Origin of the sequence: Microlunatus flavus (assembly GCF_900110855.1) — a bacterium.
GTDB lineage: Bacteria > Actinomycetota > Actinomycetes > Propionibacteriales > Propionibacteriaceae > Microlunatus > Microlunatus flavus.
Window position 1 is genome coordinate 11793 of record NZ_FOFA01000008.1, and the last position, 21815, is coordinate 33607.

The window sequence follows — 21815 nt, forward strand, 5'->3', positions numbered from 1 at the left end:
GAGCGTGCTCCGGCCGAACCTGTTCGGCATCCCCTTCGGGCTCGCCGGACTCGCCGCGTGCTGGTCGGCGGCCGCGGAGGCCGTGCACGCCCCCGGGTCCGCCTCGGGCGTCGTGTGGGCCCTCGCCGCCGCCGCCTGGCTCGTGGTCCTGGTCCCGTACGCCCGGCAGATCGCCCGCGGTCGGGGCCTGCGTCGCGAGCTGGCCGACCCGACCTTCGGCCCGTTCACCGCGGTCCCCGCGATGCTGGTCATGCTCCTGGGCGGCGCGCTCGCGCCCTGGTCGCGGGACGCCGGCGCCGCCGTCTTCGTCGTCGGGCTGCTCGCCACCCTGCTCGTCGGCGGCTACCTGACGGGCCAGTGGATCCTCGAGGACCTCCAGCTCGCCCAGTGGCACCCCGGCTACTTCCTGCCGACGGTCGGCGGCGGCCTGATCGCCGCGAACGTCGCCGCCCGGCTGGGGTTCGGCGGGCTCGCGTCCGTGATGTTCGGCTACGGCCTGGTCTGCTGGTTCGTGCTCGGCTCGATCATCCTGGCCCGGCTGTTCAGCCAGCCGATGCTGCCCGTCAAGCTGCGCCCGACCCTCGCGATCGAGCTCGCACCGCCGGCCGTCGCCGGGAACGCCTGGTTCGCGATGCACGGCGGCCGGCTCGACCAGGTCGCCCTGACGCTCGCCGGCTACGGCCTGCTGATGGTGATCGTCCAGGTCCGGCTCGCCCCGCTGTACCGGCACGTGCCGTTCGGCCCCGGGAGCTGGGCCTTCGCGTTCTCCTACCTGCAGGCCGTGACCTTCGGCCTCCACTGGATCGCCGGCACCGACGTCCCGGGTCGCACGGCCCTGGTCTGGCTCCTGCTGGCGGTCTCCACCGCCGGCGTCCTCCTGCTCGCCGCCCTCACCGGCCGCGGGCTCGTACGCCGGACGTTCCTGCCGGGCGCCGGGACGGCGTGATGACCGCAGCGGCCGGCAGGTCCACGGTCCTGGTGCGGAGCGCGGCTCCTCGCGACGGCGGGCGCCTACGTCAGTGGCTCTCCTCGAGGAGCCCGTTGCGCTGGGCCCAGAGGGCGGCGGAGGTGCGGTCGTAGACCTCGAGGGCGGCGAAGATCCTGGTGAGGTGGGCCTTCACGGTCTTCTCGCTGATGTCGAGCCGGCGGGCGACGCTCTTGTTGGGCAGGCCGACGGCGACGAGCGCGAGGACCTCGCGCTCCCGAGGACTGAGGTCGGCGCTCGGTGACGGACGGGGTCGGCGCTGCGGCAGCAGGGCCAGGGCGGCCCGGGGTGAGATGGGTGCGTTCCCGGCAGCGGCTTCGCGGACGGCCTGGACGAGGTCGTCCGGCTCGGTGTCCTTCAGCAGGTAGCCGATCGCCCCCGCGTCGAGCGCAGCCGTGACGCGGGCCTGCTCGGCGAAGGAGGTGAGCACCACGACCCGGACGTCGGGGCACCGGGCGAGCACCTCGCCGGTGGCCTGGATGCCGTCCGTGCCGGGCATGGACAGGTCCATCAGCACGATGTCGACCTGCCCGGCTGCGGCCGCCCCCGCGGCGAGCGAGCCGTCCGCCACGGCCTCGACGACCTCGATGTCGGGGGCTCCGGCGAGGACGCCGGTCAGGCCCTGGCGGACGAGCGGGTGGTCGTCCACGACGAGGACCCGGATCATCGGGACACCGTGCCGGCGAGGGGCTCGGGCTGGGGCGCGGCCGCTGAGGGGAGGCGCAGCGTGACGGTGGTGCCGGAACCAGCGGCCGAGGCCACCCGGAGCCGGCCGCCGCGCTCCTGGACCAGCGCGGCGAGCAGCGGCAGCCCGACGCTGCCGTGCCGCCGGGTCGACTGCTGCGGGTCGAAGCCCTGCCCGTCGTCGGTGACCTCGAGCTCCAGGTCCCCGGCCTCCTGGGTGACGCTCACGTGCACCGCGGACGCGTGGGCGTGCCGGACGATGTTGCGCACCGCCTCCTGCGCGACGCGGTACACCAGCGCCTCGTCGGTCTCCGACAGGCCGTCGCTCGGGTCCACCTCGAGCTGGACGGCGATCTGGCGCGCCTCCAGGATCGCGACCAGGTCGCTCAGGGTGGTCTGCAGCCCCTCGCTGTGCAGCGCGGGCGGGGTCACGGTGACGATGAGGCTGCGCAGCTCGCGGACGGACTGCCGCAGGTTCCGGGCGGTCCCGGCGAGGTCGTCCGCGAGCTCGGGCTGCCCGGCCGCACGGGTGCGGTTGGCGGTGTCGGTCAGGGTGTAGCTCGCACCGGTGAGTCCTTGCACCACGCCGTCGTGGAGGTCGGAGGCGATCAGCGTCCGTTCGCGGTCCGCAGCGGCCAGCGCGGTGACGAGCAGCTGCTCGCGCTCGTCCTGGACGGTCCGGAGGCTCCTCGTCAGGCGGTAGGTGAAACCGATCTTGACGAGGTAGAGCAGGACGAGGGCGAGGACCAGACTCGGCAGCAGGGTCGTGAACACCGCCCGGCTCGTCTGCCAGGCGACCGCCGACGCCTGGGTCGTCCGCAGCAGCAGCGGCTGCCCGAAAGCTCCCCGCAGGCCCGCGCTGACCTCGAGGGCTCGGCCCGAGTGGTCGCTGAGCAGGCTGGTCGGGTCGGACCCGTCGTCCTGCTCGGCGGCGACACCTCCCGAGCGGGCTGCCTCGCGCTCGGCCGCGGACAGGTCCTCCCGCTGCCCGGCGGCCCGGGCGTCGGTGTCGTAGAGGATCGACCCCGTCTCGTCGACCAGCTGCGCGCGCGTGACCGGAGCGACGAGCACGCGCTCCCGCACCAGCCGGTCGAAGGCCTGGTCGTCGATCGTGCTCGCCGACGAGGTCCGCGGGAGGGCCGGCTGCACGACGCGCGTGGCGAGCAGGGCCGCCGTGCTCTCGGCGTCGCGGACGGTCTCCTGCAGGGCGGCCTGGCGCTGGGCGAGTGCCAGCCCGACGCCGCACAGGACGAACGCGCCCAGCGCCGCGAGCATGTAGCGGACGACCAGGCGCTCGATCGGGCCGCGCGACGACAGGCGCCGCCTGCTCCGGCGCTTGGGTGCGGCGTCACCGTCGCCCCCCGTCGCCGTCCGGCCCACGAACACGCCGTCAGCGGCGCCGGGGAGATCCCCGTCCCCCGGGGCACCGTCGCTCATCGGTCGCGGGCCGATCGTGTCGCACCGAGCACGATGACCTCCTCGTCCAGCCTCCGGCGAGCTGCCGTCCTCCTCCACGATCACAGGTCCGGGGCGCGGTCAGCGGGGTGCCGATGGTCGTAGGACCCCTGGGACCGACGACAACCGTTTCGCACGGCCTGGTGGACGGGGAAGGAGCCGAGCGCCGCCACCCGGCCCGGGACCCTGACGCTCAGCGGTGCCGGGACCGGCGCGCAGCCCGGCACCGAGACCATCGGCACCGTTTGACCGGACATCGACCACCAGCCGGAGGAGCGTGAAGAAATGCGCGTTCTTCCCGTTCGACACGGTCTTTCTCGTATGACACCTTCGATAGCGAGCCCACCGACGAGAAAACATTTCGTCGAGAGCTCGAGGCGAAGAAGTCGAGAACCGGCTCCGCCACCGCCGCGGGAACGCGGCTGACGATGAGGAGAACCCATGAGCACCACCACCGGCCGCACCGATCTCGACCTGGGCGTCGACCAGCCGCGTCGGCTGAGCACCGAGACGAAGAACGCGACCAAGACCACCGAGTTCTTCGTGTTCGTCGCGATGGTCGTGGCCGTGATCCTGACCGCGAACTTCTACGACGGCGACGCGGGCAGCACCGGCGGCGACCCGTTCGGCGCCACGACCGCCATGCGCTACGTCGTCTACCTCACCATCGCCTACCTCGTCGCCCGCGGCCTGGCGAAGTCCGGCAGCCACGAGAACTACTCCGCCTGAGCTGCACCCAGCCCCGTGGCGAGCCGACCGGCTCGCCACGGGCCGGGGCACCTGGTCACCCGCCCCTGCGGGTCCGCCGGTCCCGCCCCGCCCGGCGTACCGGTAGCGGAGCCGCTGCGCCTCACGGCCGGGCTCCCGCCTCTACCGCAGCGTGGCCCGCGGTGGTTGGGTACGCGACCTGCCGAGCGCCACACTCGGGGACCGACCCTGGACCCGCACCAGGGAGCCGCGCACCGCTGCGAGTGGGGTGAGTTCGCCGGTGACGGCGGCGCGGCGGTGGTGCGACGCTGGCGGCATGCGCACCGAGACGGTCGACAAGCGGGTCCGGGCCCGGGTGGGCGGCACGGTCGTCGTCGACGCCCGCGGACCGCTGCTCGTCTGGGAAGACCACTTCCCCATCCCCGCGTACGCCTTCGAGTCGGGAGCCGTGACGCCCGGGGTGCTGCGCGAGACCGCACCGCCGCCGGCCGGACCGTGGTCGTTCCACGGGCCGCAGGGTCCGGTGGTGCAGTGGTTCGACCTCGTGGTCGGGAACGACGTCGTGCCGCATGCGGCCTGGCGGCGCGACGACCCCGCGGTCGCCGGGCTCGTGGTCCTGTCCTGGGACCCGGCGCTGCCGCTGCGCTGGACCGAGGAGGACGAGGAGGTCGCCGGGCACCCGCGCGACCCGCACCACCGCGTCGAGGTGCTGCCCAGCAGCCGCCACGTCGTCGTACGCCGCGAGGGCGTGGTCCTGGCGGAGTCGTCGCGGCCGGTGCTGCTGCTGGAGACGGGGCTGCCCACGCGCTACTACCTGCCCGAGTCCGACGTCGCCCTCGAGCGGCTGCAGCCCTCCGCCACGCAGAGCTTCTGCCCCTACAAGGGGGTGGCCGACCGGTACTTCGACGTCGTCGGGCAGGCCGGCGGCCGCGACCTGGTCTGGTCCTACTCCGACCCGAAGCCCGCCGTCGGGCTGGTCGCCGGCCGCCTGGCCTTCTACGACGAGCACGTCGACGTGACCGTGGACGGCGTCGACCTGCCCCGCCCCGAGTCGCCCTTCAGCGCCCGGGACGAGGCCTGAGCCGACGCCTCGAGGCGCCTCAGCCCTGCGGGGTCACGTCGACGAACCAGGTCACGCCGAACCGGTCGGTGGCCATGCCGTACGCGGGCGACCACATCGACGGGCCGAAGGGCGTGACCACCGTCGCCTCCACCGAGAGCCGGTCCCAGATCCCCCGGGCCTCGTCCTCGGAGTCCGCGCGGACGGAGACGTAGAAGGGGTGCTGGCCCGGGTCGTACGCCCGGCCGTGCTGGACGTCGTAGGCCATGACCCGGAAGCCGGCGGCGGTCTCCACCTGGCCGAAGATCACGCGCTCGGGGTCGTCGACCTGGTCGGCGCTGTGCGCCATCGCGTACGTCACGACGACCGGCTCCGCGCCGAACACCTGGCCGTAGAAGTCCAGGGCTGCGCGGGCGTCGCCGTCGAAGTTCAGGTGGGTGGTGGTGGTCAGGGCCATGAGGTCCTCCGTGGTCTCGGGCGCCCGGCCTGGTGCCGGGCTCCCGTGCAGCCTCCCGCCCGTGGCGGTCAGGTTCTGTCCTCTTCTTCGGGCAGGATCGGATCCGTGCCCACGACCTCGCGCCGGCTGCTCACGCTCCTCTCCCTGCTGCAGGCCCGCCGGGACTGGCCCGGCTCGCTGCTCGCCGACCGCCTCGACGTCAGTCCGCGCACGGTCCGCCGCGACGTCGACCGGCTCCGCGAGCTGGGCTACCCGATCACGGCGGTCAAGGGGCCGGACGGCGGCTACCGGCTCGGGCGGGGCGCCGACCTGCCGCCGCTGCTGCTCGACGACGACCAGGCGGTGGCGCTCGCCGTCGCCCTGCAGACCCTCGCCGGCGCCGGTGCCGGACTGGAGGAGGCGGCCGCCCGCGCCCTGGTGACGGTGCGGCAGGTGCTCCCCGCGCGGCTGCGGCGCCGGGTGGAGACCGTCCGTGTCGAGACCCTGGCGAGCCCGGGGCGGGGTTCGGGGACGGACCCGGCGACGCTGGCGACCGTGGGCGCCGCGGTGCACGCGAGCGAGGTGCTGCGCTTCGACTACGCCACCCCCGGCCGGGAGGCGGACGAGCCGGGCCCGGCCCGCCGCGCGGAACCGTACGCCGTGGTCGCGGCGGGCGGGCGGCACTACCTGCTGGCCTGGGACCTTGACCGAGAGGACTGGCGCACGTTCCGCCTCGACCGGCTCCGGCCGCGCAGCCCGGGCGGGCCCCGCTTCCGACGCCGCGAGGTGCCCGGCGGGGACGCCGCCGCGTTCGTCGCCGGACGGTTCCGGGGCACGGACGGCTCGACGTCGGACTGGCCCTGCCGGGGCGAGGTGCTGGTCGACCTCCCCCTCGCGGACGTCGCCCCGTACGCGGGGGACGGCTGGGTGGAGGCGGTGTCGGCGACCCGCTGCCGCCTGGTCCTGGGCGCCTGGTCGTGGCCGGCGCTCGCGGCGCGCCTGGGCCAGCTGGACGCGGAGGTCGAGGTGGTGGGGCCGGAACCGCTGCGGGCCGCGTTCGGCCTCCTCGCGGAGCGCTTCGGGCGGACGGCTTCCACGCCGGTTCCGTCGGTTCGGAGCCAGGGCCCGCCTGCGCTATAGTTCTGCGGGCGCCCGGGAGGGCGTTCAGGGCCATGAGGCCCCGTAGCGCAGTTGGTTAGCGCGCCGCCCTGTCACGGCGGAGGTCGCGGGTTCGAGTCCCGTCGGGGTCGCGAGGGCGACGTCAGGCGTACGCCTGGTGTCGTTGCGGTCAGGAGCGTTCAGCCCCTGGCCTTTCGGCCAGGTAGCTCAGCTGGTAGCAGCGTTCGCCTGAAAAGTGAAAGGTCGCCGGTTCGAACCCGGCCCTGGCCACGTAGAGTCGCGGTTCCCACCGCACCGGGAGGATCACGACGCGTGACAGCTGCGCCGAACGACGAGGAGCGGGACGCCCTCGTTGCGGCGTTCCTGGCGGGTGACGAGCGCGCGCTCGAGCAGGTCTACCGCCGTTACTCCTCCCTCGTGTACAGCGTCTGCCTCCGTTCCCTCGGCGAGGTGACCGAGGCGGAGGACGTCACCCAGAAGGTCTTCGTCGCCGCCTGGGACAAGCGCCACAACTACAAGCCGGAGCGCGCGAGCCTCTCGGCGTGGTTGATGGGCATCACCCGCAACAAGATCGTCGACGCCCACCAGGGCCGGGCCCGGCAACGAAGAATCGCCGACCAGGTGGCGTCCAACTACGACACTCCCCGCGAACCTCTCGACGTGGCCGAGCGCCTCATCGTGGCGGACGAGATCGCCCGCCTCGACGAGATGCCCCAGAAGGTGCTCCGTCTCGCGTTCTACGAGGACCTCACGCACATGCAGATCGCCGAGCGGCTCCAGCTGCCGCCCGGCACCGTGAAGAGCCACATCAGGCGCAGCCTGATCAAGATCCGACGGAGACTGGAGGAGTCTGGCGATGGCCCATCCGGCGCCTGACCTCCTGGCGCTCATCGCGCTCGGGGAGGACGCCGACCAGGTCTCGCTCGACCACGTGGCCACGTGCCGCGCCTGCACCGACGAGGTGCACACGCTGCAGCAGGTGGCGGCGGTGGGCCGCACGCTCGGCCCCGCCGACCGGTTGGTCGCCCCGCACCCGCGGGTGTGGCAGCGGATCGCCTCCGACGTGAACGACGGACGCGTCATCCCGCTCCCCGGCGCGGTCCTGCTCCGCGAGCAGCCCGTCGTGCCGCCGGCCGAGCCCGACCCCGTGCCCTTCGGAGGGCTGCCGGACGGTCCCCGCGACGGGGCGGCCCGCCCGGCCGACGCAGCCGCGGCTCCCCGTTCGCCGCGATCCCGTCCGCGATGGTTCGTGCCGGCCCTGGCCGCCGCCGCGGCGCTGGTCGTGGGTCTCGGGGGCGGCTTCGCCCTCAAGGGGGCGCTCGACCCCGCACCCGACGTCGTCGGGGCCACCCAGCTCAACGCCCTGCCCAGCTGGTCGGGCGCCAACGGCACGGCCACCGTCGAGGAGGCCGACGGCCAGCGGACCCTCGTGGTCACCATGGAGATGCCCGCGGGCCGCACGGTCGACGGGCGCCTCGACGTCTGGATGAGCGACAGCCGGGCGAGCGACATGCTGCTGATGGGCAGCCTGAACGGGCTGTCCGGCCGCTTCGCCGTGCCGGCCGGGGTCGACCTCGCGGCGCACCCGATCGTCGACGTGTCCCTGGAACCGCAGGACGACCCAGACCCGGCGCACTCCGACGTGTCCGTGGTCCGCGGACGGCTGAAGCTCTGAGCGACGCGGCCGGCTCCCGGCCGGAGCCGTACGTCAAGCACGGCGGGCCGAGCACGCCCCCCGAGTACTTCCCGATCGAGGCCGCCGGCCTGCGCTGGCTCGCGGCGGCGCCGGACGGCGCGGCCGTCGTCGGCGTGCAGGAGGTCGGCTCCCACCACATCGTGCTCGACCGGCTCAAGACGGCGCGGCCGACCACCGAGGCCGCCGAGTCCTTCGGCGCGGCACTCGCGCGGACGCACGCCGCGGGCGCGCCGGCCTTCGGGTCGCCGCCCGAGGGCTGGGAGGGCGACGGCTTCATCGGCCGGCAGCGGATGGCGATGCGGCCGACGCCGACCTGGGGCGCCTTCTACGCCGAGCAGCGCGTCCTGCCCTACGCGCGGGAGGCGTACGACATCCACCACCTCTCCGCCGCGGGGCTCGCCGCCGTCGAGCGCGTCGCCGAGCGGCTGCGCGCGGGCGAGCTCGACGACGGCCGGCCCCCGGCGCGGATCCACGGCGACCTGTGGTCGGGCAACGTGGTGTTCACCCCCGCCGGCGTCGTCGTCATCGACCCCGCGGCCCACGGCGGCCACGGCCTGACCGACCTGGCGATGCTGCACCTGTTCGGCGCGCCGGGGCTGGAGCGGATCAGCGACACGTACGCCGAGGCCGCCGGGCTCCACGACGGGTGGCGCGACCTCGTCGGGCTGCACCAGCTGCACCCGCTGCTCGTGCACGCGGTCAGCCACGGGCCGGCGTACGGCTCCGAGGCCGCGGGCGTGGCGCGCCGCTACCGCTGAGCCGCGTTCGGCCGGCGCGGGCCGGGTAACCAATCTCCTGGTGCCCCACCCCGGGAGCGCCGGAGACGGAGACGCCTGATGCCCTTGATCAACCCCGTGACCCAGTACCCCAAGAACACCGAGGAGCAGTCCCAGGCCGCGCCGGGCCTCGACGAGGAGATGACGCCCAAGGCCGACCACGGCGAGGGCTCCTACGTCGGCAGCGGCAAGCTGACCGCGCGCAAGGCGCTGGTCACGGGCGCGGACTCCGGCATCGGGCGCGCCGCCGCGATCGCCTTCGCCCGCGAGGGCGCCGACGTCGCGCTGTCCTACCTCCCCGAGGAGCAGCCGGACGCGGACGACGTCGTCAAGGTCATCAGCGAGGACGGCCGCAAGGTCGTGCAGCTGCCCGCCGACCTGTCGGTCGAGGAGAACGCGCGCAAGGTCGTCACCGACGCCGTCGAGCAGCTCGGCGGCCTCGACCTGCTGGTGATCGTCGCCGGCAAGCAGCAGTACGTCGACGACCTGGCCGACGTCACGTCGGAGCAGTTCGACCAGACCTACAAGACGAACGTCTACGCGCTCTTCTGGATGGTCCAGGAGGCCCTGAAGCACCTGCCCGCCGGCTCGAGCATCATCACGACGTCGTCGATCCAGGCCTACAGCCCGAGCCCGGGACTGGTCGACTACGCCAGCACCAAGGCCGCGATCAACACGTTCAGCAAGGCGCTGGCCCAGCAGCTCGCCCCCAAGGGCATCCGGGTCAACGTCGTCGCCCCCGGGCCGGTCTGGACGCCCCTGCAGGTGACCGGCGGTCAGCCGACCGAGGCGCTCGACGAGTTCGGGCAGCAGACGCCGCTGGGGCGGGCCGGGCAGCCGGCGGAGATGGCCGCCGCGTACGTCTACCTCGCCTCCGCCGAGTCGAGCTACGTCAGCGGCGAGACGCTCAACCTCAACGGCGGCATGCCGACCCCCTGACCGGTCGGGCGAGCCCCGTCCCGCGGGCCGCACCTCCTCCAGACGCACGCGTGCCCCGGGTCCTCGAGGACCCGGGGCACGCGCGTACGGAGGAGGCGGAGCGTCAGCTGCGGCTGGCGCTGCCGGCGCGCAGCTTGGGCGTCTCCATCACGTCGCCGACGATGGTGTTGCTCCGACGCGGCAGCAGGTAGCGCGACGTCAGGCTGAGCAGCGTCTGCAGGCGGTTGCGGCCGCCGAGGATGTAGACGATGTGCAGGCCGATCCAGCCGAGCCAGGCCAGCACGCCCTTGAGCTTGAGGCCGAACGGCGTCTGCAGCACGGCGTCGCCGCGGCCGATCGTGGCCATGGTGCCCTTGTTGTGGTACTCGAACTTCTCGGTCGGGGCGCCACGGTGGAGGCGGGCGATCTGGCGGGCGGCGAACTTGCCCTCCTGGATCGCGGGCTGGGCGAGCTGCGGCAGCGGGTTGTCGACCGTGAGGCTCGCGTCGCCCGCGGCGAAGATCCGCTCCTCGCCGATGACGCGCAGGTCGCTGTTGACCTCGATGCGGCCACCGCGGCCGATCGGGAGGCCCCACTCGCGCAGGATCGGGTTGCCGGAGACGCCGGCGGCCCAGATGACCAGGTCGACGGGCATCGACGAGCCGTCCTTGAAGTCCACCTTGTCGGCGTGGACCTCGGAGATCGCCGTGTTGAGGCGGACGTCGACGCCGCGCTTGTTGAGCTCCTCGAGCGCGTACTTGCGCAGCGAGTCGTCGAACGGCGCCAGCACGAAGGGCGCCATCTCCACCAGCACGACGTGCACCTGGGCCGGGTTGAGCTCGGGGTACGTCTTGGGCAGCGCCTCCTGCTTGAGCTCGGCGAGCTGCCCGGCCATCTCGACGCCGGTCGCGCCGCCGCCGGCGACGAGCACGGTGAAGCCGCCGGTGTTCGGGTGCGACTTGCCGGCGATGATCTCCATGCTGCCGAAGATCGTGTCGCGCACCCGCAAGGCCTCGGCCCGCGTGTACATCGACATCGTGTACTCGGCAGCACCCGGGATGCCGAAGTGGTTGGTCGTGATGCCCGTGGACAGCACGAGGTAGTCGTAGTCGATCCGCACGCCGTCGTCGCAGACGACCTGCTGCGCGCCGTGGTCGATGCCGGTCACCGACGCGCGGCGGAACCGGACGCCCCGGTGGCGCGCCGCGAAGTAGCGCAGCGAGTAGGTCACGTCGCCGGCGTTCAGGCCGCCGGTCGCGACCTGGTAGAGCAGGGGCTGGAACGTGTTGTAGGGGTGCCGGTCGACGAGCGTGACCCGGAACCCCTCCTTGGCCAGCTCGCTGGAGGCCGACAGCCCGGCGAACCCGGCACCCACCACGACGACATGCGGCATCTCAGTCACCGTGCTATCTAACCAGCCTTCAGGGAACCGCAATAGCGCGCCCGCTCGTTGGAGGGAGTCGACCTGCGTGGGCCGAGCACGAGGCCGACCCCCTCCGAGCGTCGGGCAGCCGGAGCCCCGGTCCGGTCTGGACGACGAGCGAGTCAGCCGGGGAGTCGCGGCAGCGGCAGCGACGACCGCTGACGATCGAGGAGGAAGACCGGAGCGTCAGGGCGCAGGCGGGCGCGAGGAGGAGGACACAGACACGTAGCCGCGGGTGAAGCGCTCGATCTCGGTGAACACGTGGGCGCGGACCGCGGGGGCCGAGAGGACCAGGTCGTGGACGCCCTCCTCGACGCGGACGACGGTGACGCAGCGCCCGAGCCGTACGGAGCGGGCGGCGATCTGCTCCACGTCGAGGACGGTGTCGACGACCCGCAGGTCCTCGCTCCAGCGTCGGGCGAAGCTCGTGCGGGTCGAGGCGAGCACGAGGACCGGGGCCTCGATGTCGAGCCCCGCGGCCACGCGCCGCTGCCCCTGGATCACGGCCCGCAGCCAGCCGACGCGGATCGGCGGGCCCGGCGACAGCTTCATGTCGAGGTCGTAGTCCCACTCCCCCTCCAGCGAGAGGTGCAGCGCCCGCGCGTAGTGGCCGGGGTCGGCGGCCCGCAGCACCGCGTACGGCGACCGGGCGCCGAGCGCGTCGATCACCGGCGCGCCGATCGCCCGCACGAGCGCGGAGCCCTGCAGGTCGAGCCACGGCGAGTTGAGCACGAGCGCGTCCACGCGACCCGGCCGGCGGGCCGCCCACAGCGCCGTCACCAGGCCGCCGGTCGAGTGGCCCATGACCACGAGCACGTCGTGGTCGGCGGCGATCACCCGGGCGGCCGCGTCCAGCTCCTCGTCGTACTCGCCGAGGTCGCTGGTGAAGCCGCGGAGGTGGCCGCGGCGCGCGCTGCGCCCGTAGCGACGCAGGTCGAGGGCGTAGAAGTCGAAGCCGAGGGCCGCCCAGAAGTCCGCGAGATGGGTCTGGAAGAAGTAGTCGTTCCAGCCGTGGACGTAGAGCACGGCGCGCCGGGAACGCCGCGGTTCGTCACGGCGCACGAGCGTCGCGACGACCTCCACGTCCGGCGGCTCGTCCGGCATCCGGGCGGCGTCGGGCAACGCGATCTCGGTGGAGACGTAGCCGTCCAGCAGGTCGGGGTCCCAGCGCACGTCGGGAGCGCCCTACTTCACCAGCCGCCAGTTGACCGGGTAGCGGTAGACCTGCCCCTTGTTCGACGCGACGGCGGCGAGGATGCAGAAGACGACCCCGACGACCCACACCGCGAACGGCAGGATGCTCAGCGCACCGAAGGTGACGCCCGCGAGGACCGAGCTGACGACGAGGGCGATCGAGAAGAGGATCGAGAAGTTCAGGGCCTCGGTCGTGGAGTCCTTGAGGAACTGGCTGCGGTCCTTGAGCACGGCCCACGCGATGACGGGGCCGACGAAGGTGACCACGACCGTGCTGATGTGGGTCAGCGTCGCCCAGAGGCGCTGGTCGCTGTCCGACATCGGCGCCGCCTGACCGCCGGGCCCGTACGCCTGGGGTGGGTACGGCGGCTGCCCCGGGTGGGGCTGCTGGTAGCCCTGCTGGGCCTGGCCCTGCTGGCCCGGGTACGGATGACCGCTCCAGGGCTGCTGCTGCCCGTAGCCCTGCGGCTGCCCGTACGCCGGCGGCTGCCCGTAGGGCTGGGGCTGGCCGAATCCCTGAGGCTGCCCGTACGGCTGCTGCTGGCCGTAGCCCTGCGGCTGCCCGTACGTCTGCTGATCGCCGTAGCCCTGCGGCTGCCCGTAGGGCTGCTGACCGCCGTACGCCGACTGGTCGCCGCCCGGCTGACCCTGCTCGGGAGCGCCGAAGCCGGGAGCACCGGTCGGCGGCTGACCCTGGTCGGGAGCCGGCGACTCGTAGCCACCGCGCCCGTGACCGGGCGCGGGAAAGCCGTCCTGGGCGTACGACGCCTGCCCGTGCTCGGGCTGGCCGTACTGCTGGGGACCCTGGCCCTCCACCGGCGCCGACTGACCGTCGGCGGCCGGCGGCTGGTAGCCCGTGGACGGAGGCTGGCCGTACTGCTGCGCCCCGCTGGGGACGTCGTACGGCTGCTCGTGCGTCTGCTGCTCGTCCGGGGACGGTTCAGCAGGACGGGGACCAGAGGTCTCGCTCATGCGACCAGGTTAATTGGTGCGCCCGGGTCGGCGGACGACGGTCAGCCGGACTTGCGGAGCTCCGCGTAGCCGTCGTCGTCGTCCTCGGCGTCGTAGGCGCGAGGGTCGTCGTCGCTCTCGTCGGAGTCCGGACTCTCCTCCGCGAGGTCCGCGTACGCCGGAGGCACTTCACTGCCCTCGTGACGGAGCTCCGCGGCGAGCGACCCGAAGTCGGTGCCGAATGAGCGGTACTTGAGTTCGCGAGCGACCTTGGTCTGCTTCGCCTTTGCACGGCCGCGCCCCATAGGGTCGACCCCCTCGCTCTGGTCAGCCGGCGGCTGGGCCGCGGCTCCTCTTGGTCAATGTCGTGGGGCAGAGACTACCCAATGGACAGAGCCTGGCAAAGCAACCGCACAGCGCCGGGATGCAAGGTGGGTCACGCCGGGCCACGACCCGGGCCCTGCGTCAGGCGTACGAGCCCTCCAGCACGACCCGCGCGTCGTCCGGGCCCGTCGACCCCTCCACCGCACCGCAGACCCACGCGCGCAGCCCGCGACCGGCGAGCAGCGCGATCGCGGCGTCCACGCCGGCGGCGGGGAGGACGGCGACCATGCCGACGCCGAGGTTCAGGGTGGCCTCGAGGTCGCGCTCGCTGACGTCCCCGAGCTCGCGGACCAGCCCGAAGACGGGGGCCGGCGACCAGGTGCTGCGGTCGATCCGCACCGTGCACGAGGACGGGACGACCCGGGCCAGGTTGTTCGCGAGGCCGCCGCCGGTGACGTGGCTCATCGCGTGCACCTCGACGGCCTCGATCAGCGCGAGGCAGTCGCGGGAGTAGATGCGGGTGGGGACGAGCAGCTCCTCGCCGACCGTCCGGCCGAGCTCGGCGACGTGGCGGTCGTAGGACCAGCCCGCCTCGCGCAGCACGTGGCGCACGAGCGAGTAGCCGTTCGAGTGCAGGCCCGAGGACTCCATGGCCAGCACGACGTCACTGGGCTGCACGCGGTCCGCACCGAGGATGCGGTCGCGCTCGACCACGCCGGTGGCCGCGCCGGCCACGTCGTACTCGTCGGGCGCCAGCAGCCCCGGGTGCTCGGCCGTCTCGCCGCCGAGCAGCGCGCAGCCGGCCTCGGCGCACGCCTCGGCGATCCCCTTGACGATGGCGGCGATCCGCTCGGGAACGACCTTGCCGCACGCCACGTAGTCGGTCATGAAGAGCGGCTCGGCCCCGCAGACCACGAGGTCGTCGACCACCATCCCGACGAGGTCGAAGCCGATGGTGTCGTGCACGCCGAGGGCCTGGGCCACGGCGACCTTGGTGCCGACCCCGTCGGTCGAGGTGGCGAGCACCGGGTGCGCCATCCGGGCGAGCGGGGCCGCGTCGAAGAGGCCGGCGAAGCCGCCGAGACCGCTCATCACCTCGGGCCGCCGGGTCTTGGCGACCCAGGTCTTCATCAGCTCGACGGCGCGGTCGCCCGCCTCGATGTCGACGCCCGCGGCGGCGTACGCGCTGGTCGCTGGCTCGGTCACGCGAGTCCCCCTACGGCCGGTCGAGGGCGTCGGCGGCACCGACCCCGGCGACAGCGGCCTCCAGCCCGTCCACGCCGCGGCGGCCCGCGAGGGACTCCTCCTGCCGGGCACCGTCCTCGAGGATGCTCTTGCCCAGCCGCTCGGCCAGCGGCAGCTCGACCGGGTAGACCCCGTCGAAGCAGGCCCGGCACAGCTGGTCCTTGGTCCGGTCGGTCGCCGCGACGAGACCGTCGAGGCTGACGTAGCCGAGCGAGTCGGCGCCGATCGAGCGGCAGATCTCCTCGTCGTTGAGCCCGGTGGCGATGAGCTCGGCGCGCGAGGCGAAGTCGATGCCGTAGAAGCAGGGCCACTTCACCGGCGGCGAGGAGATGCGCACGTGGACCTCGGCGGCCCCGGCCTCGCGGAGCATGCGCACGAGGGCACGCTGGGTGTTGCCGCGCACGATCGAGTCGTCGACGACGACCAGCCGCTTGCCGGCGATGACGTCGCGCAGCGGGTTGAGCTTGAGCCGGATCCCGAGCTGGCGGATCGTCTGGCTGGGCTGGATGAAGGTGCGCCCGACGTAGGAGTTCTTGACCAGGCCCTGCCCGTAGGGGATGCCCGAGGCCTCGGCGTAGCCGATCGCCGCCGGCGTGCCCGACTCCGGCACCGGGATGACCAGGTCGGCGTCGGCGGGGTGCTCGTGGGCCAGGGTGCGGCCCACCTCGACCCGGACCGAGTGCAGCCGCTTGCCGCTGATGAGCGTGTCGGGCCGCGCCAGGTAGACGTACTCGAAGAGGCAGCCCTTGGGGTCGGGCGTCGCGAAGCTGCGGGTGCGCAGGCCGTTCTCGTCGATGCTGACCAGCTCGCCCGGCGCGATCTCGCGCACGAACGACGCGCCCACGATGTCGAGGGCGGCGGTCTCGCTCGCGACGACCCAGCCGGTCTCGAGCCGGCCGAGCACGAGCGGGCGGATGCCCTGCGGGTCACGGGCGGCGTACAGGGTCTGGTCGTCCATGAACACCAGGCAGAAGGCGCCGCGCAGCCGCGGCAGCACCTCCATGGCCGCCTCCTCGGTGCTCGAGCCCGGGAAGGTGGCCATCAGCGCGGTGATGAGCGCGGTGTCGGTCGTCGCCTCGTGCAGCAGCGAGCCGGGGACGAGCGAGTCGTCGCTGTCCCGCTCGGCCAGCCAGGCCTGCAGCTCGAGGGTGTTGGTGAGGTTGCCGTTGTGGCCGAGCGAGAGGCCGCCGGTCGCCGTGCTGCGGAACGTGGGCTGCGCGTTCTGCCAGACGCTGGCGCCGGTGGTCGAGTAGCGGCAGTGCCCGATCGCGAGGTGGGCGCCGCCGAGCGACTCGAGCGTGGCCTCGTTGAAGACCTGGCTCACCAGGCCCATGTCCTTGAACACCATGGTCTGGCTGCCCTTGGCGACCGCGATGCCCGCCGACTCCTGGCCGCGGTGCTGGAGCGCGTACAGCCCGAAGTAGGTGAGCTTGGCGACCTCCTCGCGGGGCGCCCACACGCCGAAGACGCCGCAGGCGTCCTGGGGTCCCCTGTCCTGGGGGTCGAGGTCGTGGTTCAGCAGGCCGTCTCCACCAGGCACAGCCCCATCGTAACCGGCGGGAGCCGGCTCGCCGGACGGTCGGCCGGTGCGCCACGATGCGGCGGTGACCCTTCGACAGGCTCAGGGTGTGGGCGGACAGCGTCAGGACGCTTACGTCCTCGAGCACGCGCACGTGTACACCGCCGACGACGAGCGGCACGAGTGGAGCGACGGGCACGTCGTCGTCCAGGACGGCGTGGTCGTCGCGGTCGGCGACGGGCCGGCCGACGCCGCGTACGAGGGGCGGCGGGTCGACGCCCGGGGCTGCCTGATCACACCCGGCTTCGTGAACACGCACCACCACCTCTACCAGTGGGTGACCCGGGGCTTCGCGGTCGACGGCACCCTCTTCCAGTGGTTGACCACGCTCTACCCCGTGTGGTCCCACCTCGACGAGGACACCACCCGGACCGCCGCCACCGGCGCCCTCGCCACGCTCGCGCTGACCGGGGCCACGACGACGACCGACCACCACTACGTCTTCCCGCGCGGCGGCGGGGACCTGCTGGCCGCGGAGGTCGAGGCCGCGCGGACCGTCGGGCTGCGGTTCCACCCGACGCGGGGCTCGATGGACCTCGGCCAGAGCAAGGGCGGCCTGCCGCCGGACCACGTCGTCGAGGACATCGACGCGGTCCTCGACGCCTCGGCGTCCGCGATCGACCGCTTCCACGACCCGTCGCCGGGCTCGATGCTGCGGGTGGCGCTGGCGCCCTGCTCGCCCTTCTCCGTCACCGCGGACCTGCTGAGGGCGTCGGCCGGGCTGGCCCGCGAGCGCGACGTACGGCTGCACACGCACCTGGCCGAGACGCTCGACGAGCAGGACTACTGCCGCGAGCACTTCGGCTCCACCCCGGTCGACTACATGGAGACGCTGGGGTGGCTGGGCCCGGACGTGTGGTTCGCCCACGCCGTCCACCTCGACGACGCCTCGATCGCGACGATGGCCGCGACGGGCACGGGTGCCGCCCACTGCCCGTCGTCGAACGCCCGGCTCGGCGCCGGAATCGCCCGCGTCCGCGACCTGAGGGACGCGGACGTCCCCGTCGGCCTCGGCGTGGACGGCGCCGCCTCCAACGAGGCCGCCTCGATGTGGGAGGAGGTGCGCCACGCCGTGCTGTTCGCGCGGGCGCGCGGCGGGCCCCAGGCCCTCACCGTCCGCGACGCCGTCGACCTGGCGACGCGGGGCGGCGCGCGGGTGCTCGGGCGTCAGGCCGAGATCGGGCAGCTCGCCGTCGGGTTCCAGGGCGACCTGGCGGTGTGGGACCTGTCGTCCCTCGCCCACGTGGACGTGGCCGACCCGCTCGCCGCCCTGGTCCTCGGCAGCCAGCCGCCGCTGCGGCTGCTGCTCGTGCGCGGGGAGGCGGTCGTCGAGGACGGTGCCCTGACGACGGTCGACGTCGAGCAGGTCGCCGCCGAGGTGGCCGCGTCGAGCCGCGCGCTGCTGCAGCGCGCCGGGGTGGTCGCGTAGGGACGCGTGGCGATCAGCTGCCGCGCTTCTCGCGCCAGGCGCGCTCGAAGGGCAGACGCCAGGCGTGCGGGGCGATGAGCTGGTGGATCGCGTTCGGCCCCCAGGAACCGGCCGCGTACGGCTTGACCGGCGGCGGGTTGCGCAGCAGCGGCTCGGAACGTTCCCAGAGCGACTCGATGCCCTCGGCCGTCGTGAACAGCGTGTGGTCGTCGCGCATCGCGTCGAGGATCAGCCGCTCGTACGCCTCGAGGACGTCGCCGGCCTGGTCGGTCTCCTGCGTGGAGAACTGCATGCTCAGCTTGTCGAGCTTCATGCCCGGGCCGGGCCGCTTGCCGTAGAAGGACAGCGACACCTTGGACTCGTCGGCCAGGTCGAAGGTCAGGTGGTCCGGGCCCGAGGCCCCCACGCCGGACCCCTGCGGGAACATCGACTTGGGCGCCTCCTTGAAGGCGACCGAGATGATGCGCTGGCCCTCGGCCATCCGCTTGCCGGTGCGGCAGTAGAAGGGCACGCCCGCCCAGCGCCAGTTGTCGATGCCGGCCTTGAGCGCGATGAACGTCTCGGTGTCGGAGTCGCGGGCGACGCCGTCCTCCTGGCGGTAGCCCTGGTACTGCCCGCGCACGACCTGGTTGGGGTCGAGCGGCAGCATCGAGCGGAAGACCTTGTTCTTCTCCTCGCTGATGGCCCGGGGCTCCAGCGCCGTCGGCGGCTCCATCGCGACGAAGGCCAGCACCTGAAACAGGTGCGTCACCACCATGTCCTTGTACGCGCCCGTCACCTCGTAGAAGGAGGCGCGGCGGTCCAGCCCGAGGGTCTCGGGGATGTCGATCTGGATGTGGTCGATGAAGTTGCGGTTCCAGATCGGCTCGAAGAGGCCGTTGGCGAAGCGGAACGCGAGGATGTTCTGCGCCGCCTCCTTGCCGAGGAAGTGGTCGATCCGGAAGATCTGACGCTCGCGGAACGTCTCGTGGACCTGGTCGTTCAGCGTGATCGCGCTTTGCAGGTCGGTGCCGAACGGCTTCTCCATGACCACGCGGGAACGCTCGACGAGGTTCGCGTCGCGCAGCATCTGGATGACCGCGGGCGCCGCGACCGGCGGCACGCTCATGTAGTGGAGCCGGCCGACCTCCCCGCCGAGCTTCTCCTCGGCGAGCTTGGCGGCGTCGCGCAGCCCGTCGGCGCCCAGGCTCTGCGGGACGTAGGTGAGGCGCTGGGCGAACATGTCCCACTGCGCCGCCGTCAGGGGGTGGTGCGTGAACTCGTTGACCGCCTGCTTGGCGAAGGCGCGGAACTCCTCCTCGCTCATGTCCTCCAGCGAGGTCCCGATGACCTGGATGTCCGGGGCCAGCGCGGACAGCGCGAGGTGCGCGAGACCGGGCAGCAGCTTGCGCCGCGACAGGTCGCCGGTCGCGCCGAAGAGGATGATCACGTGCGGCGAGATCGCCTCCATCCCGTTGCGCGTCGCGCGCGCACCGATCGCGGGATAGGCGATGGTCTGGGCCTCGAGTGTCACGACGTGATGTTCCCACCGTCCTTGCGCGCGAAACAAGGACGGGGGTGCTCCGACGGGCGGCTGACGCACGATCGTCACGCGCCGTTCGCCCGCCACACGCCATCCGCCCCGCTCGTCGCCCGACGAGCCGGGTCCTCGTACAGGGTTCACCCTCCCGCCTCCCGCCTGCGCCCGGCCAGCCCTAGAGTTTGTCGTGACAAAGCAGTCCGAAGCTGAGGAGCGGTCGTGGTCGTACGGGTCGGAGTCGTCGGGGCGGGGATCATGGGCGCGGACCACGCGCGCACGGTGCAGCGGTTCGTGTCGGGCGCGGAGGTGACGCTGCTGGCCGACCCGGACCTGGCCCGGGCCACGGCCGCGGCGGACGCCGTCGGCTGCCGGGCGGTCGACGACCCGTTCGCCCTCGTGGCGGCGGGCGAGGTGGACGCGGTCGTCGTGGCATCGCCGGACGCCACGCACCCCGCTCTGGTCCGCGCGTGCGTCGAGGCCGGCAAGCCGGTCCTGTGCGAGAAGCCGCTCTCCCCCACCCTCGACGACTCGGCCGCCCTCGTGCGCGACCTCGGTGAGCGGACGTCGCTGGTCTCGCTCGGCTTCATGCGCCGGTTCGACCCGGGCTACACCGACCTCCGCGCGACCCTCGCCGCCGGCGCGATCGGCACGCCGGTCACCGTGCACAGCACCGGCCGCGGCGTCTCCTCCGGTCCGGGGGCGACGTCGGAGTCGGCCGTGACGAACTCCGCCGTCCACGACCTCGACATCGTCGCGTGGCTCCTCGGCTCGCCGATCGTGGAGGTGAGCTGGAACGCCCCGCGCCGCACCGCGGCGGCCGACTTCGCCGACCCGCAGCTGATCCTGCTGCGCACCGAGGACGGCGTGCTCTCGACCGTCGACCTGTTCCTCAACGCGCGCTACGGCTACGACGTGCGCTGCGAGGTCGTCGGCGAGAACGGCACGGCGAGCCTGCGCGAGCCGGCCCGGCTCGAGGTCGACTCGAGCCTGACCCGCGGGCTGGCGTACGCCGCCGACTGGCGGCCGCGCTTCGCCGACGCCTACCGGCTCGAGCTCCAGGCGTGGGTCGACGGCCTCGGCGGCGGCGACACCGGCCCGCTGGCCACCGCGTACGACGGCCTGGTCGCGAGCGCCGTCGCCGACGCCGTGATCACGTCCATGCACGGCGACGGGGCCTGGACCCGCGTCGAGGTGCCTGCGGTCGGCGGGGCCTCGTGACGCGCCTCGCCGACCTGGCCGGGCTGCCCGCCTCCCGGGTGCCCGACCCGCGCGAGGCGCCCGCGCTGCGCTGGGGCGTGGTCGGCACGGGCTGGATCGCGGAACGGTTCGTCGCCGCGCTCCAGCGGCTCACCGCGCAGCGGGTCGTCGCCGTCGGGAGCCGGTCCACGGAGTCCGCGCGGGAGTTCGCCGGACGGTTCGGGATCGCGCACGCGCACGGTTCGTACGAGGCGCTCGTCGGGGACCCGGAGGTGGACGTCGTCTACGTCGCCACCCCGCACAACTTCCACCGACCCCACGCGCTGCTCGCCCTCGAGGCCGGCAAGCACGTCCTCGTGGAGAAGCCGGTCGCCCTGAACGCGGCCGAGGCCCAGGAGATCGCCAACGTGGCGGCGGCGCGCGGGCTGTTCTGCGCGGAGGCGCTGTGGTCGCTCTTCACCCCCAAGCTCGACGTCGTGCGGCAGGTGCTCGACGCCGGTCTGCTCGGTGACATCACGGCGGTCGTTGCCGACAACGGCGAGTGGTTCGACGCCGAGCACCGGATCCAGCGCCACGACCTGGCGGGCGGGCCGCTGCTCGACCTGGGCACGTACCCGTTCTCGTTCGCGCACTGGGTCCTCGGCACGCCCGACGAGGTCGTCGCGCGCGGCACGGACGCGCCGAGCGGCGTGAACGGCCAGATCGCCACGCTGCTCGCGTGGGGCGAGAACGCCCGCGGCGTGGTGCACACGACGATCCTCGCGAACACCCCGGTGTCGTTCGTGGTCGCCGGCTCCGAGGCCACGCTCACGATCCCCGGCGTCTTCTACCGGCCCGGGCCGTTCTCGGTCGTGGGCACGGACGGCAGGCACCTGGCGTACGACGAACCGCCCATCGCGTACGACGCGCTCGCCTACCAGGCCGCCGAGGTGGCCCGTCGGGTAACGGCCGGCGAGACCTCCACGCCGGTCCGCCCGATGGCTGACTCGATCGCGACCATGGCGCTCATGGACGAGGTCCGTCGCCAGATCGGCCAGGTCTGGGAAGCCGAGCGCTGACGTGCGCGACGTCGGTGCGGATCGTGCCGCGTAGTCGCGGCACGATCCGCACCGATCTC

The 21815-nt window shown here is 73.3% G+C and carries 21 protein-coding genes and 2 tRNA genes; 13 read left to right on the forward strand and 10 right to left on the reverse strand.

Going from position 1 to position 21815, the window contains the following annotated elements; genetic code table 11:
• Positions 1-4: 4 nt before the first annotated feature.
• Complete coding sequence (locus BMY04_RS16620; RefSeq protein WP_170854189.1) at positions 5-946, forward strand: SLAC1 family transporter; 942 nt, start codon at positions 5-7, stop codon at positions 944-946.
• A gap of 70 nt (positions 947-1016) precedes the next feature.
• Here BMY04_RS16620 and BMY04_RS16625 read toward each other — a convergent pair whose 3' ends face one another.
• Positions 1017-1652, reverse strand: coding sequence for a response regulator (locus BMY04_RS16625; RefSeq protein ID WP_091183612.1), 636 nt, complete (start codon positions 1650-1652; stop codon positions 1017-1019).
• Positions 1649-3106 carry a sensor histidine kinase gene (locus BMY04_RS16630; RefSeq protein WP_091183614.1) on the reverse strand — a complete coding sequence of 486 codons (1458 nt, stop codon included), beginning with the start codon at positions 3104-3106 and terminating at the stop codon, positions 1649-1651. Before BMY04_RS16630 ends, BMY04_RS16625 begins: the two co-directional genes overlap by 4 nt.
• 459 nt (positions 3107-3565) lie before the next feature.
• Here BMY04_RS16630 and BMY04_RS16635 point away from each other — a divergent pair, with 459 nt between their 5' ends.
• Entirely contained in the window at positions 3566-3853 is a 288-nt protein-coding gene (locus tag BMY04_RS16635; RefSeq protein WP_091183616.1) for a hypothetical protein, read from the forward strand.
• Positions 3854-4148: 295 nt separating this feature from the next.
• Positions 4149-4913 (forward strand): DUF427 domain-containing protein, encoded by a 765-nt coding sequence (locus BMY04_RS16640; protein ID WP_091183618.1) that lies wholly within the window; start codon positions 4149-4151, stop codon positions 4911-4913.
• Positions 4914-4932: 19 nt separating this feature from the next.
• Here the strand turns inward: BMY04_RS16640 and BMY04_RS16645 are convergent, their stop codons facing one another.
• Complete coding sequence (locus tag BMY04_RS16645; RefSeq protein ID WP_091183619.1) at positions 4933-5349, reverse strand: VOC family protein; 417 nt, start codon at positions 5347-5349, stop codon at positions 4933-4935.
• A gap of 105 nt (positions 5350-5454) precedes the next feature.
• Between BMY04_RS16645 and BMY04_RS16650 the strand changes: the two genes are divergently transcribed.
• The 7 genes from BMY04_RS16650 (at position 5455) to BMY04_RS16680 (ending at position 9858) form a co-directional block, all read left to right on the forward strand.
• A complete protein-coding gene (locus tag BMY04_RS16650) occupies positions 5455-6468 on the forward strand; it encodes a helix-turn-helix transcriptional regulator (RefSeq protein ID WP_170854190.1) in 1014 nt (337 codons plus the stop codon).
• A 36-nt stretch (positions 6469-6504) separates the two neighbouring features.
• Positions 6505-6578, forward strand: a tRNA-Asp gene (locus BMY04_RS16655).
• A gap of 65 nt (positions 6579-6643) precedes the next feature.
• A tRNA-Phe gene (locus BMY04_RS16660) sits at positions 6644-6717 on the forward strand.
• Between the two features lie 42 nt (positions 6718-6759).
• Positions 6760-7323 carry an RNA polymerase sigma factor gene (locus BMY04_RS16665; protein ID WP_170854191.1) on the forward strand — a complete coding sequence of 188 codons (564 nt, stop codon included), beginning with the start codon at positions 6760-6762 and terminating at the stop codon, positions 7321-7323.
• Positions 7304-8122 (forward strand): anti-sigma factor domain-containing protein, encoded by an 819-nt coding sequence (locus BMY04_RS16670; RefSeq protein WP_091183626.1) that lies wholly within the window; start codon positions 7304-7306, stop codon positions 8120-8122. The genes BMY04_RS16665 and BMY04_RS16670 overlap by 20 nt, the downstream gene beginning before the upstream one ends.
• On the forward strand, positions 8119-8901 hold the full coding sequence (locus tag BMY04_RS16675; protein WP_091184292.1) for a fructosamine kinase family protein: 783 nt from the start codon (positions 8119-8121) through the stop codon (positions 8899-8901). Before BMY04_RS16670 ends, BMY04_RS16675 begins: the two co-directional genes overlap by 4 nt.
• 78 nt (positions 8902-8979) lie before the next feature.
• Positions 8980-9858, forward strand: a complete 879-nt coding sequence (locus BMY04_RS16680) for an SDR family oxidoreductase (RefSeq protein WP_091183629.1) — start codon at positions 8980-8982, stop codon at positions 9856-9858.
• A gap of 103 nt (positions 9859-9961) precedes the next feature.
• Here the strand turns inward: BMY04_RS16680 and BMY04_RS16685 are convergent, their stop codons facing one another.
• The 6 genes from BMY04_RS16685 to purF form a co-directional block, all read right to left on the reverse strand.
• The gene (locus BMY04_RS16685; protein WP_232506481.1) at positions 9962-11230 is read right to left on the reverse strand and encodes an NAD(P)/FAD-dependent oxidoreductase; all 1269 of its coding nucleotides are present in this window, start codon (positions 11228-11230) and stop codon (positions 9962-9964) included.
• A 216-nt stretch (positions 11231-11446) separates the two neighbouring features.
• On the reverse strand, positions 11447-12433 hold the full coding sequence (locus BMY04_RS16690; RefSeq protein ID WP_232506459.1) for an alpha/beta hydrolase: 987 nt from the start codon (positions 12431-12433) through the stop codon (positions 11447-11449).
• 12 nt (positions 12434-12445) lie between these two features.
• Positions 12446-13426: a DUF4870 domain-containing protein gene (locus BMY04_RS16695; protein ID WP_091183635.1), complete on the reverse strand. Its 981-nt coding sequence runs from the start codon at positions 13424-13426 to the stop codon at positions 12446-12448.
• A gap of 41 nt (positions 13427-13467) precedes the next feature.
• Positions 13468-13710, reverse strand: a complete 243-nt coding sequence (locus BMY04_RS16700) for a DUF3073 family protein (protein ID WP_091183637.1) — start codon at positions 13708-13710, stop codon at positions 13468-13470.
• Between the two features lie 160 nt (positions 13711-13870).
• Positions 13871-14935, reverse strand: coding sequence for a phosphoribosylformylglycinamidine cyclo-ligase (purM, locus tag BMY04_RS16705; RefSeq protein WP_091183640.1), 1065 nt, complete (start codon positions 14933-14935; stop codon positions 13871-13873).
• Positions 14936-14945: 10 nt separating this feature from the next.
• Positions 14946-16514, reverse strand: a complete 1569-nt coding sequence (purF, locus tag BMY04_RS16710) for an amidophosphoribosyltransferase (RefSeq protein ID WP_091183644.1) — start codon at positions 16512-16514, stop codon at positions 14946-14948.
• An 88-nt stretch (positions 16515-16602) separates the two neighbouring features.
• Here purF and BMY04_RS16715 point away from each other — a divergent pair, with 88 nt between their 5' ends.
• Complete coding sequence (locus BMY04_RS16715) at positions 16603-17982, forward strand: 8-oxoguanine deaminase (protein ID WP_091183649.1); 1380 nt, start codon at positions 16603-16605, stop codon at positions 17980-17982.
• Between the two features lie 13 nt (positions 17983-17995).
• On the opposite strand, the gene zwf is transcribed toward BMY04_RS16715, so the two are convergent.
• Positions 17996-19432 carry a glucose-6-phosphate dehydrogenase gene (zwf, locus tag BMY04_RS16720; protein ID WP_198410245.1) on the reverse strand — a complete coding sequence of 479 codons (1437 nt, stop codon included), beginning with the start codon at positions 19430-19432 and terminating at the stop codon, positions 17996-17998.
• A 288-nt stretch (positions 19433-19720) separates the two neighbouring features.
• Here zwf and BMY04_RS16725 point away from each other — a divergent pair, with 288 nt between their 5' ends.
• Both BMY04_RS16725 and BMY04_RS16730 read left to right on the forward strand, forming a co-directional pair.
• The gene (locus BMY04_RS16725; RefSeq protein WP_091183654.1) at positions 19721-20719 is read left to right on the forward strand and encodes a Gfo/Idh/MocA family oxidoreductase; all 999 of its coding nucleotides are present in this window, start codon (positions 19721-19723) and stop codon (positions 20717-20719) included.
• Positions 20716-21756 (forward strand): Gfo/Idh/MocA family protein, encoded by a 1041-nt coding sequence (locus BMY04_RS16730; RefSeq protein ID WP_232506460.1) that lies wholly within the window; start codon positions 20716-20718, stop codon positions 21754-21756. Before BMY04_RS16725 ends, BMY04_RS16730 begins: the two co-directional genes overlap by 4 nt.
• Positions 21757-21815: the final 59 nt, after the last annotated feature.